The organism is Cupriavidus sp. 291-E7, from assembly GCF_057798835.1.
On sequence record NZ_JBYOJV010000003.1, the window covers coordinates 126,550 to 142,656 of the forward strand.

Consider the following 16,107-nt stretch of genomic DNA (forward strand, 5'->3'; position numbering starts at 1 on the left):
CCCGAGCTCTACAGCCACGTACATGATCGATGCCCAATCGACGCGCCGTCACGCGAAACTGCTGCGCAATGCCGCGCTGACGGCTGCACTGCTCGCGCTGAGTGCCTGCGCGACGCGCCCCTTTCAGCCGAATCCGCCGGCGTACACGATGTGGGAGAAGGCTGGCGTGGCGGAGGATGGTGTACGGAGTGCCATGCTCGATTGCGGCTTCGCCAGTCCGACAGGCAATAGCGGCGCCAACATGAGCGGCAATGCGTTTGCGGCCGCGGAACTGTGCATGATCGCCAGCGGATTTACGTACAAGGGGCGCCGCATCGCCTGCGTTGATTTCCCGGATCTGCCTGCCTGCGCCAACGTGCCGCGCGGCAAGACCTTTGGCACCGACCCCGATTTCGACCCCGGCCGGATCGCGCGCCGCCCGGCGCTGCCGCCTGCATACACGTACTGGAGCCGTCCCGACACGGACACGGAAGGCGTCAAGCGCGCCATGACGGCGTGCGGCTATCACACGGTGGAGAAGCCGGCCGATTCCATGTTGCTGAACGACATTGCCGCGGCGGAGCTGTGCATGATCGACCAGCAGTTCAAGTACGCGCGCCCGGCGAATGCGCTGTTGTGCAAGAACCCGCCGCCGTTGGCGGCCTGCCGGAACCGCACCATCGACGCCCAGCGCTGCTGCGCGCCGCCAAAGGCGGCCGGGCAGCGCTGATTCAATGCGCCAGCGGCATCGCGGGGCCGGGTGCGTCCGGACGGCTGTCGCTGTAGCGCTGAATTTCGACCGTCAGGTGCACGATCTCTTCGTGAATGCTTAGCGCCCGCTTGATCCTTGTGGCGGAGAGGGTGTTGTCGTTGGTGACCAGACTGATGGCGCACGAGAACTTTTCCTTGCCGACGCGCCATACGTGAAGGTCGGCCAGTTGGGTATCGCTGGTTCCGACGTTGAATTGCGCCAGCACTTCGCGGATCTCTTCAACGACGTGGTGATCCATCTCGCGGTCCAGCAACACCACACCGGTCTGCCGCAGCAGGCGCAGTGCCCAGATGCCGACCAGAATGGCGCCCACCACGCCCATGATCGGGTCGAGCCAGCTCCAGCCAAGCAGCCAGCCGCCGCCCAGCGCGATAATCGCGAGTACTGATGTCGCTGCGTCGGCCAGAACGTGGAGGTACGCGGAACGCAGGTTCAGGTCGTGATGCGCGTGCCCGCCATGACCGTGACCGTGACCGTGATCGTGACCGTGACCGTGACCGTGACCGTGACCGTGGTTGTGGTCGTGCCCGTGGTCATGGCCGTGATCGTGTGCCCCGCCCAGAATCAGCGCGCAGGCCAGGTTGACCGCCAGTCCGATGACCGTGACGATCATGGCTTCCTTGTAGTGAATCGCCTGCGGGCTGATCATGCGTTCGACGGAGCCGAATACCATCAATCCGGCGATCCCAAGCAGAAAGACCGCGCTCGCAAAGCCCGCGAGCACTTCGATCTTCCATGTGCCAAAGGCAAAGCGTGCATCGTTGGCGTATCGGCGCGCGGCTGCATACGCGAAGGCGCTGAGACCGATGGCCAGCGCATGCGAGCTCATGTGCCATCCATCGGCCAGCAGCGCCATCGAGTTGAACCACAGGCCGGCGGCGATTTCCACGAACATCGTGGCGGCGGTGATCAGCATGACCAGCCGGGTGCCGCGCTCGGCCGCGTGGTTACCGGTATCGAAAACGTGGGAGTGGGTCCACTGGGAAAGATCGTGCGTGCGCATGGTGATCACCAACCATTACTTGAAATAGCTTCGAACCACTTCTAAGAGCACTTCCCGGGCGTCGCTTTCGCCGTGCTCGCCCGGCTCCGCATCGACGAGGTGGCACCGGATGTGTTCTTCCAGGACGACTGTCAGCAGGCCGTTCATGGCGCCGCGACAACTGGTGATCTGCTGCAGCACGTCGAGGCATCCCTTCTCATCCTCCAGCGCGCGCTCGATGGCGTCAATCTGACCGCGGATGCGGCGGACACGGTTGAGCAGCTTCTGCTTGTCCTGAATGGTATGGCTCATGGGCGGGGATTGGATAGGGTAGGGGGGTATCCTATCCGACCGCGCGGCACGAAGGCAAATCGTCGCGCAAAGACCTCTTGCGGAGAAAGGTTCTTCGGATGGGTGGGGCGTGGAGTGAGTTCTTGTGCCGGTAACGCCGGTTATGCCAGCGCCACCGCGCCGGCCTGACTGTGGCGTGCCTGCCGGCGCAGCGAGGCCCTGGCGACGAGGGAGCAGACGGACAACGTTCCAGCAACCAGGCCCAGCGACGACGACGTCTGAGCATGCGCCGAAAAACCTGTCAGGAAGGCAAATGCGGCCATTTCCCAGATTTGCGGTTTGGCATTCGTCATGGTGGGCTCCGGTATGTAAGGCAATTCAATATGTTTGAGGTTTTATCGGGCGGCGCCGCCATCGCTTGGCTCACGCTGTGGTGTTGTGCTGCCGTCCATGTGTAGAACTATAGCCGTGGCCATATCCGGAAAAGTCGGCTATCGCTGTCATAGTTATTCAAAAATAATGAATAACTGAAAGTGGCCTTGGGAAAACCGCGCCGGCGCGTTTCCTACCATGAGGGGCGGGCTCTCTCGGATTGGGTTTGCCGTATTCACGCCAGAACACCAAGGAGACACTGAATGACCAGCAAGAACACGATTTGCCTATGGTTCGACCGCGACGCCCTGGACGCCGCCAATTTCTATGCAAAGACGTTTCCCGATAGCCAGGTCACTGCGGTGACTCGGGCGCCGGGCGACTATCCGAGCGGCAAGGAGGGCGATGTCCTGACCGTCGAGTTCACCGTGGCCGGCATTCCTTGCGTCGGATTGAACGGGGGGCCGGCCTTCAGGCACAGCGAGGCCTTCTCATTTCAGATCGCAACCGACGATCAGGCGGAAACCGACCGCTTGTGGAATGCGATCGTCGGGAATGGCGGCCAGGAAAGCGAGTGCGGATGGTGCAAGGACCGCTGGGGACTGTCGTGGCAGATTTCGCCGCGCGTCCTGACCGAAGCGGTTTTTGGCCCCGATCGCGCAGCGGCAAAGCGCGCCTTTGACGCGATGATGACAATGCGGAAGATCGACATCGCAACGATCGAAGCGGCCATCGCGGGCAACAAACCGTCCACGGCCTGAGACGCAAGGTTGTCATTGTGTCGCGGAGCGACGGTTACAATCTGTGAACCCCGTCCCGCAGCCTTGCACTCCCACGCCCCGCCGACACATGGATCACAACCTGACCCTCATCACCACGCTCGCCGCCGGTTTTGGCATTGCGCTCGTTCTCGGATTCCTTGCCGAGCGCGTGAAGATACCGGCCCTGGTCGGCTATCTCGTGTCGGGCATCATCATCGGACCCGGAACGCCTGGCTTTGTCGCGGACGTGCACCTGGCCGCCCAGCTGTCCGAAATCGGCGTGATGCTGCTGATGTTTGGCGTGGGTCTGCATTTCTCGATGCGCGACCTGCTGGCCGTGAAGCGCATTGCCATACCGGGCGCCGTCGTGCAGATGGGTATCGCCACGCTGCTGGGCATGGCGCTCGGATGGAGCTGGGGCTGGCATTGGGGCACCGGGCTGATCTTCGGTCTGTCGCTGTCGTGCGCCAGTACCGTCGTACTGCTGAAAGCGCTGGAGAGCCGGGGCGTGCTCGAAACCATGAACGGCCGGATCGCCGTGGGCTGGCTCGTGGTGGAGGACCTGGCGACAGTGCTGGTCCTGGTCCTGCTGCCGCCGCTGGCGGGCCTGCTCGGTGGCTCCGCGGGCGAGCAGGCGCAGACGTCCCAGTCGATCGGCATCACGATCTTCCAGACGTTGCTTCAGGTGGCCGCCTTTATCGCGCTGATGCTGATCGCCGGGCGGCGCGTACTGCCGTGGCTGCTCTGGCAGGTGGCCAAGACCGGTTCCCGCGAGCTGTTCACGCTGGCGGTGGTGGCGGCGGCCATCGGCATCGCATTCGGCGCGGCCGAGATTTTCAGCGTGTCGTTTGCGCTGGGGGCGTTCTTTGCCGGCATGGTGATGCGTGAATCGCAGTTCAGCCACCGTGCGGCGGAAGAATCGCTGCCGCTGCGCGATGCGTTCTCGGTGCTGTTCTTCGTCTCCGTCGGCATGCTGTTCAAGCCGGAAATCCTGCTTGAGCAGCCGCTGCATGTGCTGGCCGTCGTGGCCGTCATCATTCTCGGCAAGTCGCTGGCCGCCTTCGTGCTGGTGCTGGCATTCCGTTACCCGCTCAATACGGCGTTGACGGTGTCGGCCAGTCTGGCACAGATCGGCGAGTTCTCGTTCATCCTGGCGGGGCTGGGCGTGACGCTCAACCTGCTGCCGGAGGAAGGCATGAGCCTGATCCTGGCTGGCGCGCTGATTTCCATCGCCCTGAATCCGCTGTTGTTCGCGGCCGTGGAGCCGGTGCGAAGCTGGGTCCTGAAGCGTTCGGCCACGGCGCGCAGCCTGGAGCAGCGCGGCGACCCCTATGCCGAGCTGCCGATGGAAACCGAGCGCAGGTTCCTGCAGGGGCAGGTCGTGCTGGTCGGCTATGGCCGCGTGGGGCGCCGGATCGCCAGGGCGATGCAGGATCGTGGCATCCCGTTCGTCATTGCCGACGAAAACCGCGAGCTGGTGGAAAGCCTGCGCAAGGCGGGCTTTGCGGCGGTGTCCGGCAATGCCGCGGACCCGGCCGTCCTGATCCAGGCGCATATCGCGCATGCCGCCATGCTGGTGGTGGCGGTGCCGGAACCGCTGTATGTGCGGCAGATGGTCGAGACCGCGCGCACGCTGAATCCGAATGTCGAGATCGTCTTGCGCACCCATAGCGAGGACGAGTCGGCGCTGCTTCGCAAGGAAGGGCTGGGCACCGTGTTCTACGGCGAGGAAGAACTGGCCAAGGGCATGGCGGGGCACGTCCTCGGGCGCTTCGTTCCCGCAACCGCGCACGGGACTGCTGCCAATCCGCTGGCGCTGTAAGACGGGTGCCGGCGATTGCCGCGTTGCACAAGCACGCGGCAGTCGCTTTTGATTTCGCCGTGTGCCGCCAGCGGCCCATTTCATGGTAGCGTTGAGCGCTGCCTGAATGAGGCTGCAATCCACCCCGTTGCCGCTGCGGTCTTGTGCGGCGTTTGCCGGCTCATCGCATGACCCTCTATCAGATCAAACCAAGATTCCAGGCGTGGTTGAGACCCTTCGTGCAGCAGCTTGCCGAACGAGGGGTGACCGCCAACCAGGTGACGACGGTCGCGGCGCTCGGGTCCATCGTAGTGGGCGGGCTCGTCGGCGCTCTGATCTGGCTGCCCGGCATTTTCCTGCTGATGCCGCTCTGGCTGTTCGCGCGAATGGCGCTGAACGCCATCGACGGCATGCTGGCCCGGGAGCACGGTCAGCAGAGCGCGCTCGGTGCCTATCTCAACGAGCTGGGTGACATCGTTTCCGATCTCGCGCTCGTGATTCCTTTCGTACTGCCGTTCGGCACAGTGGTGGTGCCGTTTGCGATACTGGCCGTGGTGGTCGAGTGCGCGGGACTGATCGGCCCGCTGGCCGGTGCCAGCCGGCGCTACGATGGCCCGCTGGGCAAGAGCGATCGCGCGCTGGTGCTGGGTGCGCTGGGCCTGTGGCTTGGGCTCGGTTTCGGCCCCGGCCAGTACGGCGGCTGGATCTGGGGATTGCTATGCCTGCTGTCCATCGCGACGATCGTACGGCGGGTGCAACGAGGTGTGCAGGAAGCCAATGCCGCCCATGCAGTAGCGGGAGGCCAACAGAAGCCGAAGCCAAACCTGGAGTGAATCCCCGTGGCGCGAACTCCCATCGAATCGCAGTTTCAGACCCACGACGGCCAGACACTGTTCTATCGATACTGGCCAGCGACCGCCACCGCTCCGCGTGGCGCCATACTGCTGTTTCACCGCGGGCATGAGCATTCCGGGCGTGTCGCCCACCTGGTCGACGAGTTCGACTTGCCGGATCACGCATTCTTCGCCTGGGACGCGCGCGGTCATGGCCGCTCTCCAGGTGAGCGCGGCTACAGCCCGAGCCTGGCCACATCGGTGCGCGACATCCAGACCTTCGTCGACCATATTGCCGCGACGCATGGCATTGCGGTGCGCGACATGGCCGTGGTGGCGCAAAGCGTCGGCGCGGTGCTGGCTACCACCTGGGTACACGACTACGCACCGCCCGTACGTTGCCTGGTGGCGGCATCGCCGGCGTTCAAGGTCAAGCTGTATGTGCCATTCGCGCGTCCAGGCCTGAAGCTGATGCACAAGCTGCGCGGCAAGTTCTTCGTGAACAGCTACGTCAAGGCAAAATTCCTGACGCACGATCCCGAGCGCATTGCCAGCTATGACACCGATCCACTGATCACGCGGCCGATTGCGGTCAATATCCTGCTCGATCTGTACGAGACCGCCGAGCGCATCGTCGCCGATGCCGCCGCGATCACGGTGCCCACCCAACTGCTGATTTCCGGCGCCGATTGGGTGGTGCATCGGGGGCCGCAGGACCAGTTCTTCGACGGACTCGGCGCGCGCGTCAAGGAGAAGGTCGTGCTCGACGGCTTCTATCACGACACCCTCGGCGAGCGGGACCGCGCAAAGGCCGTGGCGGCGGCGCGCCGTTTTATCGTGCGCGAGTTCGACTCACCATCGGAGCCGGTGTCGTTGCGCCACGCGGATCGGCAAGGAGCGTTCAAGGATGAGTCGGATCGGCTGGCGCAGCCGCTTTCCGCCGGCAGCCCGGCCGGCATCTACTGGGCGCTGACGCGCGCCGGTCTGCGGTTCGGCGGCAAGCTGTCGGAAGGCGTGCGGCTTGGGCATGCCACCGGATTCGATTCCGGGTCCACGCTGGACTATGTCTATCGCAATCAGGCCACCGGCAGCTTTGGCATCGGCAAGATCGTGGATCGCAATTACCTCGATGCCATCGGGTGGCGCGGCATCCGCCAGCGGAAGGTGAACGTCGAGGAACTGATCGGCGAGGCCATTGCGCGGCTCCACGCCGAGGGATCACCGGTGCGGATCGTCGATATCGCCGCCGGACACGGCCGCTATGTGCTGGAGGCGCTGGCATCGCAGAAGGGGCGCCTCAATGGCGCGGCGGTGACGTCAATCCTGTTGCGCGACTACAGCGACATCAATGTGGCGCAGGGCCGCGAGCTGATCGCGGCAAAAGGACTCGCCGATGTGGCGCGATTCGAGAAAGGCGATGCCTTCGACGGCGAGGGCCTGGCCACGCTGACGCCACGGCCAACGCTGGCCATCGTTTCCGGGCTTTATGAGCTGTTCGGCGACAACGACATGATCGCGCGGTCGCTCGGTGGGCTGTCGCGGGCGGTGCCGCCGGGGGGCTATCTGGTCTACACGGGGCAACCCTGGCATCCGCAGCTGGAATTCATTGCGCGTGCGCTGACCAGCCATCGGGCCGGTTCCGCATGGGTGATGCGCCGCCGGTCGCAGGCGGAGATGGATCAGCTAGTGCGCGAGGCCGGATTCGAGAAGATCACCCAGCGCATTGACCCGTGGGGAATCTTCACGGTCAGCCTGGCGCGCCGCGTGGAAGGCGCCGCATGATGCAGGCAGATCCCGCGCCGCAGGCAGCGGTATCCGCTGCCGTCGACGCCGCGCCGGAAGCGCGGCCGTGGCGGCTGGCTTTGCTGCTGCTTGCCGGCATGGGCACGCTGTTCTTCAGCTCGTATGGCTTGGCCAACTGGCTGGCCAGCCTGCGCAGTGGCGTGCCTTACTTCCATTACGAATGGGAGCGGCAGATTCCGTTCGTGCCGTGGACGATCATCCCTTACTGGTCGATCGACCTGCTCTATGGCATCTCGTTCTTCCTGTGGCGCACGCGGGCGGGGCTGCTTGCCCACGTCAAGCGCCTGCTGGCGGCGCAACTGATTTCGGTGGCATGCTTCATCGCCTTTCCGCTGCGCTTTGCTTTCGAACGTCCGGCGGCAGACGGGCTGCCGGGGCAATTGTTCACGCTGCTGGGTGGCTTCGACAAGCCGTTCAATCAGGCGCCGTCGCTTCATATCAGCCTGCTTGTGATCCTGTGGGTTGCTTACGCCATGCACCTGGCGGGCCGATGGCGCTGGCTGCTCCATGCATGGTTCGCGCTGATCGGTATCTCGGTGTTGACCACGTATCAGCACCACGTGATCGACTTGCCGACCGGATGGCTGGTGGGCTGGCTCTGCGTCTTTGCGTTCCCGCTGCCCGCCGCGCTGGCGCGCCCCGAACACGCGCAGTCCACCGTCGGAATCGCCTCGCCCTTGCCGGATCCACGCGCGCGCACACTGGCCCGCCGCTACGGTCTGGGCGCTGGCGTGGTGTTTCTGCTGTCGTTGGCGGCGCTGACCTGGTCGGTCACAACATGGCTGCTGCTGACCTGGGTTGCGCTGGCTTTGCTGTGCGTGGCGTTGATCTATCGCGCGGGAAACCCCGCGGCCTTCGGCAAGACCGATGACGGATCGTTGTCGATGGCGGCATGGTGGATGCTGGCGCCCTATCTTGGCGGGGCGTACCTGAACACACGCTGGTGGACACGTCGCCACGCAGCGGTCAGCCATGTCGCGGACGGCGTGTGGATTGGCCGTCTGCCTGGCCAGTCCGAAATGGGGCAGGCCGGGGCCGACGCATTGCTCGATCTGACCGCCGAATTTCCGAGGCTGGCCAGTTCGCGCGAGTATCGCTGCATTCCGATATTGGACCTGACCGTCCCGACGCAGGCGCAGTTGCGCAGCGCCGTGCAGCAGGTGGCGGCCTGGCAGGGCGAGGGTCGGACGGTGCTGGTCTGCTGCGCGCTCGGTTACTCGCGCAGCGCACTCGTGGTGGCATGCTGGCTGGCGACGCATCGTGGCATTGCCGATGCGCAGTCCGTCCTTGCGCAACTGCGCGCCGCGCGCCCAGTGGTGTTGGGGCCGGCCAGCGTCGCCGCACTTGAACAGTTCATCGCGGAGGGCCGGGCATGAGCGACGTATGCCGCGCCGAGGACAACTGGTTGGCACATGCTGCCTCAGCGTCGCTGCGCGCGGCGGCGCGTCTGAATCTGGCTGGCCTGGTGCTGGCGCTCGTCAACGCATGCCTGGCGGGCATCATGGCGCCGACCGGCAATATCTGGCTGCTGGCCGGCGGCGCGGCTGCCCTGATCGGCGCGGCGCAACTGTGGCTGCTGGTCCGCGTGGAGATCGACCGCAAGCTGTTCGATGCGTTGTCGACGGCATGCACTGAGGCCGACCTCGCCGCGCTCGATGGCGCACTGATCTCGCTCGGATGGATGCCGCAGGAGCGCGCCGGCCGGGCGATGGCGGACCGAGTGCGCGGTGCCAGCCGCTTCCTGGTGATTGGCGGGGCGCTGATCGCGCTGCAATGGCTGGTTGCCGTCGTGATTCTTTTCCTGAGATAACCGGATTCCCATGCACTGGATGGCAAGAGTTGTCGCGCGCGCGATCATTGGGTTTGCACGCCTGCTGACGGGCATGCAGGCGCGCTGGAATGGCTGCCTGCCGATGGCCAGGCAGCGCGTCTACTTCGCCAATCACAGCAGCCACGGGGATTTCGTGCTGATCTGGGGCAGCCTGCCGCCAGACCTGCGGCCGTGCACGCGGCCCGTGGCCGGCGCGGACTACTGGCTCAAGTCGGGGCTGCGGCGATTTATCGGCCGCGATGTGTTCAACGCGCTGCTGATCGACCGCACCGGCGGCCGCGAGGGCACCGCGCCGGACCCCGTGGCGCAGATGACCGAGGTGCTGGCCGCCGGTTCGTCGCTGATCATCTTTCCCGAAGGCACGCGCAATACCACCGAAGAAAGACTGCTGCCGTTCAAGAGCGGTATCTATCATCTGGCGCGCAGTTGCCCGGCCGAGGCGGACGTGGAATTCGTGCCGGTGTGGATCGACAACCTGAACCGCGTGATGCCCAAGGGCGAGATCGTGCCGGTGCCGCTGCTGTGCACCGTGACATTCGGCACGCCGCTCAGGCTGACGGATGAAGAGAACAAGGAATCGTTCCTGGCCAGGGCGCGAGAAGGGCTGCTGTCGATTGCCCCCCAACTGGATTGAAGCAAGGACCGCCGAAGCATGCACGACCTGCACATGATGCGTGAAACCCAACTGCTGTTTGCCGGCGCCTTCGGCGTGCTGGTGCTGGCGTCGCTGATTGCCGGGTTGTTGCGCTGGCGCGTGGCGAAGGGTCAGCCACATGGCGTGATAGACAACCTGTCGTCGCGTATCACCGCGTGGTGGTGGATGATCGGCATCCTTGGCGTGGTGTTTGCGATGGGGCGCGGCGCCATCGTCATCCTGTTCGCACTGGTGTCGTTTTACGCCTTGCGCGAGTTCGTGACGATCACCACGACGCGCCGGGGCGACCATCGCGCCATCGTCGCCGCGTTCTTTGTGTTCCTGCCGTGCCAGTACATCCTGGTCTACACCGGCTGGTACGGGCTGTTCTCGATCTTCATTCCGGTCTACGCCTTCCTGTTCCTGCCGATCCTGTCCGCGTTGTCTTCGGAGACCACGCGCTTTCTGGAGCGCTGCGCGGGCGTGCAGTGGGCGGTGATGATCTGCGTGTTCTGTATCTCGCATATTCCCGCGCTGCTGACCCTGCCGATTCCCGATTTCGAGGAACGCAACCTGCTGTTGATCGCGTTTCTGGTGATCGTGGTGCAGGGCAGCGACGTGCTGCAGTATGTCTGGGGCAAGCTGCTCGGCAAGCGCAAGATTGCGCCGCTGCTGTCGCCGTCGAAAACGGTGGAAGGGTTTGTCGGCGGCGTGTTGAGTGCCACCGCATTGGGTGCATCGCTCTGGTGGATTACGCCATACGGCTCGCCGCTGAAGGCCGGTGCCGTGGCACTGGTCATCGCGCTGATGGGCTTTTTGGGCGGGCTGGTGATGTCGGCCATCAAGCGTGACCGGGGCATCAAGGACTGGGGCCACATGATCGAAGGGCATGGCGGCATGCTCGATCGCCTGGACTCGGTGGTGTTTGCCGCGCCGGTGTTCTTCCATATCACGCGCTACTGGTGGGTGCCGTAAGTCGCAATTCGGATCGAAAGACGTCGCATTCCGGTTCGAAGGCCGTCCGGCACCTGCCTAGACTCCTTGCATGCCAACAAGGAGGAAGCCCGTGTCAATCCTGTCCAATCCATCCAGCCCTGCGCGCCGCGCCGTGCTCGGCCTCATCGCCGGACTGTGCTTCGGCGCCGCGCATGCCGAGACCTGGTCCGCCCGGCCCGTTGTGATCGTCGTGCCGTTTCCGGCGGGCGGCGGCACTGACCTGGTCGTGCGTTCCATCCAGCCGATGCTGCAACGCGAACTCGGCCAGCCCGTGGTGATCGACAATCGCAGCGGTGCCGGCGGCACGCTTGGCTCGGGCTACGTGGCGCGCGCCACGGCTGATGGCTATACGGCCGGCGTCGTCACGACCAGCACCCATGCGGTCAGCGTCGCGCTCTACCCGAAGCTGACCTACCACCCCGCGAAGGACTTCAGCTATGCGGGCTTCATCGGCACCTCACCCTATGTGCTGGTTGTGAACAACCAGCTGCAAGCGACCGATACCAAGGCACTGCTCGCCAGGCTCAAGGCGGACAAGACCCAGCACAGCTTTGGCTCGGTCGGCGTCGGTACGGTGTCGCATCTGATGGGCGAGCAGTTCCAGAAACTGGCCGGCGTGCCGCTGACCCATGTGCCGTATCGGGGCGCATCGCCTGCCTACACCGACCTGATCGGCGGGCAGGTGCAGATCATGTTCGACAATCCCGTTGGCCTTGCGCCGTACATCAAGGCGCGCAAGATCACGGCCATCGCCACGACCGCGCCCACGCCGCTGCTGGCCGATGTGCCGACGTTTGCAAGCCAGGGCGTGCCCGGCTTCGAGCAGCAGCTTTGGTACGGCATTGCGTTTCCAAAGGGCACGCCTGCGCCGATTGTCGAACGCTTCAATGCCGCACTGAACAAGGTGCTGGCGGACAAAGCGGTGGTGGAAGACCTGGCCGGCAAGGGCGTCACGGCGCGTCCCGGCACGCCGGCCGCGCTGCAGGCCGCTGTGCAGAAGGACATTCCGTACTGGGGCGCGATCGCCAAGTCAGTGGGAGCCATCGGTGAGTGAAGTCAGTCTGATCCGGGTGTTCGTACGCGATGGGCTGGGCGGCAATCCGGTGCCGCTGGTAGAGGATGCGCGAGGCATGAGTGCGGCGGAGATGCAGGCCGTTGCGGCGACGTATGGGCATGAGTCCGCGTTCGTGTTGCCGGGGGAAGGCGGCTGCGATTGGCGATTCCGCTTTTTCGTGCCGCAGCACGAGATGGAAATGTGCGGCCATGCCACCGTCGGCACGCTGTGGGCGCTGCGGCAGTGGGGACGCTGGACCGGGCCATCGGCGCGCATCGAGACCCTGAGCGGGGTGGTGCAGGCGTACTGGGACGACGCCGCGCAATGCGCGTGGATCTCGCAACCGGCCGTGCGGGTGCAGACGCTGGACGAGCAGGCATGCCATCGCGTGACGGCGCAGCTGGGCCTGCCACCGGGCGACTACAAGACGGTCAACGCGGCAACCAGCCGCGTGAAGACGCTCGTCGCGTTGCCATCCGTGTCGATGCTGGACGGCTTGCAGCCTGACTTTTCGACGATGGAAGCGCTTTGCACGGAGATCGGATCGACCGGCCTGTATCCGTACGCCATTGGCACGGCAAACGCAGATGGCCGTCCCGTGGTCCATGCGCGGCAGTTTCCGAAATCGTCCGGCTATCCGGAGGACGCCGCCACGGGCATCGCGGCCGCGGCGCTTTGGGGCTATCTCGCCAGCGAGGGCGTGCTGGGCAGCGATCCGGCTGCATCCATCGCCGTATGGCAGGGCGATGCGATGGGCAGTCCGTCGGAGATTCTTGTCGCGCCGCGCATGTCCGATCAGGGCCTGCCCGATGGCTGCTGGCTCAGCGGCGCGGCGGCGTGGGGTGATCGATGAAGATCGATACACCGGAATCCCGGCTTGCCGAAGCGGGCCTGCGCCTGCCCGAGGTATCGACGCCACGGGGCCACTATGCGCCGTTCTGCGCGATTCCGTTCGGCGCAATGCAGTGGGTGTCGATTGCCGGACAGGTATGCCGGCGCGATGGTGTGGCGATGGCCGGGCAATGCCGCACCGACGATGACCTCGCGCCCGCCCGCCACGCTGCCGAAGTGTCGATGCTCAACGCGCTGGCAGCGCTGCGACAAGCGTGCGACGGTGACCTGTCGCGGGTGCGCCAGGTGGTAAGGCTGCGTGGATTCGTGCGTGCGGCGCCGGCTTTCACTCGGCACCCGGCAGTGCTCGATGCCGCATCGGCGGTGTTGCGCGTGGCGTTCCCGGATCAGCCGCTGCCGGCGCGTAGCGCGCTGGGCGTGGCAAGCCTGCCCGACTGCGCGTGGACCGAGATCGAAGTCGACGCGCTGGTGTCGGCCGCGTGAAGCCTGAGCCGGCTACGACTCGGATACTTCGCGCAGCAGCCGGTGCAAGTGGCCGCTGGAGGCGAAGCCGAGCTGCACACTGACGCTGGCCGGTGACCGGCCCGCGTCGATCAGTGCCCTGGCGTGCGCCGCCAGCACGCGCCGGCGTATGGCCACGGGCGAGGCGCCGAGTTCGATCTGGCAGGCCCGTTGCAGATGCCGGATCGTAATTCCCAGTTCACTGGCAACTGCGTCGATCGACGGCAATGGCAAGTCGCGCTCCAAGGCCTGTGTGAATCGCCACACCATGCGATGCGCAATCGAGGCCGGTTCTTCGGGCACATCCAGAGGGCGGCTCGCCACGATCTGTTCGACGATGGCACGTACCAGCCACGATGCGCTGTTGGCCGAGATCGCCGGCGCCAGCAGCGCTTCCAGCATCGCCACGGTCGGCGCGTCGAGGTGGATCGCGCCATGCCGTTGGCCGGCGGGCATGCGATCCGGCGGCAGATAAAGCTCACCATGCTGCTGCCGCTGGTGTTCGGACGCAGTCAGATGCAAGGTTGATGCGGGCAGCAGTACGGCGGTGCCGCGTACCAGCGTGGCGGCGTGCCGTGCATCGTGCGTACCCGGATTTTCGTCCCAGACGGTTTTGAGCCTGCCCATGCGCGGCCACAGCAGCATGGCGCAGTCGTGCATATGCCATTCGCGCCGAAATGCGGGCTGGCGGCTGTCATGCAGCGCAAATCCATGCGTTGCGGTCAGATGCAGCTTGGGAGACAGGTGAGGGCGTTCGATCATCGCGGACATTCCGGCGGCCGGGGCGGAATGTCACCGATCATACGCCGATCCAGCCAGGGCCGCCGGCCTACTTTACCTTGCGAACCTCGGTATCGGCGGGCCGTATGGCGGTCCCATCCCTGGCAGCGGGTTGCATGGGCGGAACGGGCTTGCCCGTGCGGGTGTCGATGAGCGTGGAATGGCGCTCTCCCGCTGCAAACAGGTGCCGCTCGCCCCACTGGCGCAGTGCCACGACGACCGGAAACAGCCGTTCCCCGGCAGTGGTCAACACGTACTCCTGATAGGCGGAGCCATCCGAGGCGGCCTGCATTTCCAGAATCCCCGCTTCCACGAGCTTGTGCAGACGATCGGCCAGGATGTTGCGGGCCATGCCCAAACCACGCTGGAAATCGCCAAAGCGGTGCACACCATCGAAGGCATCCCGGATGATGAGCAAGGACCACCGATCGCCGATGACATCGAGCGATCGGGCGACCGGGCAGGACTCCGGGTTTTGCGAACTGTCTTGCGTCATGGGTGAGGAAGGGGGTAATTACCGATGTGGTTGCATTTTAAAACTAGTTGCCATAGCATTCAACTAGTTTTAATTTGAAACCAGATTGGGGGCTGCGCCATGTCAGTGCAACAACCGCCGGAAACGATGGCAAAGGGGCTGGTGATGCTGTTCGCAGCGGCCGCGGGCTTCAGCGTGGCCAATGTGTACTATGCGCAGCCGCTGCTCGATGCGCTGGCGCGTGATTTCGGGATCAGCCATGCGGCGGTGGGCAGCGTTGTCACGATGACGCAGGTCGGCTGCGCGCTGGCACTGCTGTTCCTGGTGCCATTGGGCGATCTTGTCGACAGGCGCCGGTTGATGCGTATCCAGCTGGTGGTGCTGGTGGGTGCATTGGGCGTGGTGGCGGTAGCGCAGTCGGTGCCCGTGCTGTTCGGGGGGATGCTGGCAGTCGGCCTGTTCGGCACGGCGATGACGCAGGGGCTGCTGGCCTATGCCGCCAGTGCGGCGCCTGCACGAGAACAGGGCAAGGTCGTGGGCGCCACGCAGAGCGGCGTGTTTATCGGCCTGCTAGCGGCCCGCGTGTTCGCCGGCGTGGGCAGCGATCTGGCGGGATGGCGCTTTGTGTATGGGATTGCCGCGGCGCTGATGCTCGTCACGGGGCTGCTGCTATGGAAGGCTCTGCCAAGGCTTGAGCCATCGCGTGCTGGTGTCGGCTATCCGCAGCTCATCTTTTCCATGCTTACGTTGCTTCGCAAGGAACGTGTCCTGCAGGTCAGGGGAACGATTGCGCTGCTGATGTTTGCTGCGTTGAATATCTTCTGGAGCGCGCTAGTCTTGCCGCTGAGCGCACCGCCTTTCCTGTTCCCGCATAGCGTCATTGGCGCCTTCGGTCTGGTGGGTGTGGTGGGCGCGCTGGCTGCCGCGCGCGCGGGCCACGCGGTGGACAGTGGCCACGGGCAGCGCACGACGCTGCTTGCGTTGCTGGTGCTGCTGCTTGCATGGTGGCCGCTTTCCGGCATGTACGGATCGCTGTGGGCGCTGGCCATTGGGATCGTGCTGCTGGATGCTGCCGCCCAGGCGCTGCACGTTACCAGCCAGGGGATGATCATCCGCACGCGGCCAGATGCGCCAAGCCGCCTCATCGGTCTCTACATGCTTTTCTATGCCGTGGGCAGCGGCCTGGGCGCGCTGGGCACGACGGTGGTCTTTTCCCGGGCAGGCTGGCAAGGCGTTTGCCTGCTTGGCGCGGCGGTCAGCCTGTTGGCGCTGTTGTTCTGGGCCGCGACCCGTAAGTCGGTGGAAGACGTCACGCGGCCCGACGGCGTTGTGGCATGCCGTTAAGGGAAAGCCCGCCGGATTCGGCGGGCTTTTCGTTTTGGGTAGCGAT

General features: G+C 65.0%; 18 protein-coding genes. 13 read left to right on the plus strand and 5 right to left on the minus strand.

What is annotated here, in order from left to right:
* Positions 1-22 precede the first annotated feature (22 nt).
* On the plus strand, positions 23-709 hold the full coding sequence (locus AC3FLX_RS06550) for a hypothetical protein (protein ID WP_488694948.1): 687 nt from the start codon (positions 23-25) through the stop codon (positions 707-709).
* Between the two features lies 1 nt (position 710).
* On the opposite strand, the gene dmeF is transcribed toward AC3FLX_RS06550, so the two are convergent.
* The 3 genes from dmeF to AC3FLX_RS06565 form a co-directional block, all read right to left on the minus strand.
* A complete protein-coding gene (dmeF, locus tag AC3FLX_RS06555; RefSeq protein ID WP_488694950.1) occupies positions 711-1,754 on the minus strand; it encodes a CDF family Co(II)/Ni(II) efflux transporter DmeF in 1,044 nt (347 codons plus the stop codon).
* A gap of 15 nt (positions 1,755-1,769) precedes the next feature.
* Positions 1,770-2,045: a metal/formaldehyde-sensitive transcriptional repressor gene (locus AC3FLX_RS06560; protein WP_488694952.1), complete on the minus strand. Its 276-nt coding sequence runs from the start codon at positions 2,043-2,045 to the stop codon at positions 1,770-1,772.
* 140 nt (positions 2,046-2,185) lie between these two features.
* Positions 2,186-2,377, minus strand: coding sequence for a hypothetical protein (locus tag AC3FLX_RS06565; RefSeq protein ID WP_488694954.1), 192 nt, complete (start codon positions 2,375-2,377; stop codon positions 2,186-2,188).
* A gap of 282 nt (positions 2,378-2,659) precedes the next feature.
* On the opposite strand from AC3FLX_RS06565, the gene AC3FLX_RS06570 reads away from it, so the two are divergent.
* The 11 genes from AC3FLX_RS06570 to AC3FLX_RS06620 all read left to right on the plus strand — a co-directional run bounded on the left by AC3FLX_RS06570 (position 2,660) and on the right by AC3FLX_RS06620 (position 13,444).
* Positions 2,660-3,157, plus strand: a complete 498-nt coding sequence (locus AC3FLX_RS06570) for a VOC family protein (protein WP_488694956.1) — start codon at positions 2,660-2,662, stop codon at positions 3,155-3,157.
* Positions 3,158-3,245: 88 nt separating this feature from the next.
* Entirely contained in the window at positions 3,246-4,979 is a 1,734-nt protein-coding gene (locus tag AC3FLX_RS06575) for a cation:proton antiporter domain-containing protein (protein ID WP_488694957.1), read from the plus strand.
* A 167-nt stretch (positions 4,980-5,146) separates the two neighbouring features.
* Complete coding sequence (locus AC3FLX_RS06580) at positions 5,147-5,791, plus strand: CDP-alcohol phosphatidyltransferase family protein (protein WP_488694958.1); 645 nt, start codon at positions 5,147-5,149, stop codon at positions 5,789-5,791.
* 6 nt (positions 5,792-5,797) lie between these two features.
* Positions 5,798-7,573 carry a bifunctional alpha/beta hydrolase/class I SAM-dependent methyltransferase gene (locus AC3FLX_RS06585; RefSeq protein WP_488694960.1) on the plus strand — a complete coding sequence of 592 codons (1,776 nt, stop codon included), beginning with the start codon at positions 5,798-5,800 and terminating at the stop codon, positions 7,571-7,573.
* A complete protein-coding gene (locus AC3FLX_RS06590; RefSeq protein ID WP_488695589.1) occupies positions 7,573-8,970 on the plus strand; it encodes a phosphatase PAP2/dual specificity phosphatase family protein in 1,398 nt (465 codons plus the stop codon). Before AC3FLX_RS06585 ends, AC3FLX_RS06590 begins: the two co-directional genes overlap by 1 nt.
* Complete coding sequence (locus AC3FLX_RS06595) at positions 8,967-9,404, plus strand: hypothetical protein (protein WP_488694961.1); 438 nt, start codon at positions 8,967-8,969, stop codon at positions 9,402-9,404. The genes AC3FLX_RS06590 and AC3FLX_RS06595 overlap by 4 nt, the downstream gene beginning before the upstream one ends.
* A 10-nt stretch (positions 9,405-9,414) precedes the next feature.
* Entirely contained in the window at positions 9,415-10,059 is a 645-nt protein-coding gene (locus tag AC3FLX_RS06600; protein ID WP_488694963.1) for a lysophospholipid acyltransferase family protein, read from the plus strand.
* A gap of 18 nt (positions 10,060-10,077) precedes the next feature.
* Positions 10,078-11,034 carry a phosphatidate cytidylyltransferase gene (locus AC3FLX_RS06605; protein WP_488694965.1) on the plus strand — a complete coding sequence of 319 codons (957 nt, stop codon included), beginning with the start codon at positions 10,078-10,080 and terminating at the stop codon, positions 11,032-11,034.
* 91 nt (positions 11,035-11,125) lie between these two features.
* Positions 11,126-12,109, plus strand: coding sequence for a Bug family tripartite tricarboxylate transporter substrate binding protein (locus tag AC3FLX_RS06610; protein WP_488694967.1), 984 nt, complete (start codon positions 11,126-11,128; stop codon positions 12,107-12,109).
* Complete coding sequence (locus AC3FLX_RS06615) at positions 12,102-12,962, plus strand: PhzF family phenazine biosynthesis protein (protein ID WP_488694969.1); 861 nt, start codon at positions 12,102-12,104, stop codon at positions 12,960-12,962. Before AC3FLX_RS06610 ends, AC3FLX_RS06615 begins: the two co-directional genes overlap by 8 nt.
* On the plus strand, positions 12,959-13,444 hold the full coding sequence (locus AC3FLX_RS06620) for a RidA family protein (RefSeq protein ID WP_488694971.1): 486 nt from the start codon (positions 12,959-12,961) through the stop codon (positions 13,442-13,444). The genes AC3FLX_RS06615 and AC3FLX_RS06620 overlap by 4 nt, the downstream gene beginning before the upstream one ends.
* Positions 13,445-13,456: 12 nt before the next feature.
* Here AC3FLX_RS06620 and AC3FLX_RS06625 read toward each other — a convergent pair whose 3' ends face one another.
* Together AC3FLX_RS06625 and AC3FLX_RS06630 are read right to left on the minus strand one after the other, a co-directional pair.
* Positions 13,457-14,224: a helix-turn-helix transcriptional regulator gene (locus tag AC3FLX_RS06625; protein WP_488694972.1), complete on the minus strand. Its 768-nt coding sequence runs from the start codon at positions 14,222-14,224 to the stop codon at positions 13,457-13,459.
* A 67-nt stretch (positions 14,225-14,291) separates the two neighbouring features.
* Positions 14,292-14,738, minus strand: coding sequence for a winged helix-turn-helix transcriptional regulator (locus tag AC3FLX_RS06630; RefSeq protein WP_488694974.1), 447 nt, complete (start codon positions 14,736-14,738; stop codon positions 14,292-14,294).
* A 99-nt stretch (positions 14,739-14,837) separates the two neighbouring features.
* On the opposite strand from AC3FLX_RS06630, the gene AC3FLX_RS06635 reads away from it, so the two are divergent.
* Positions 14,838-16,061: an MFS transporter gene (locus AC3FLX_RS06635; RefSeq protein ID WP_488694976.1), complete on the plus strand. Its 1,224-nt coding sequence runs from the start codon at positions 14,838-14,840 to the stop codon at positions 16,059-16,061.
* The last annotated feature ends 46 nt before the right edge of the window (positions 16,062-16,107 follow it).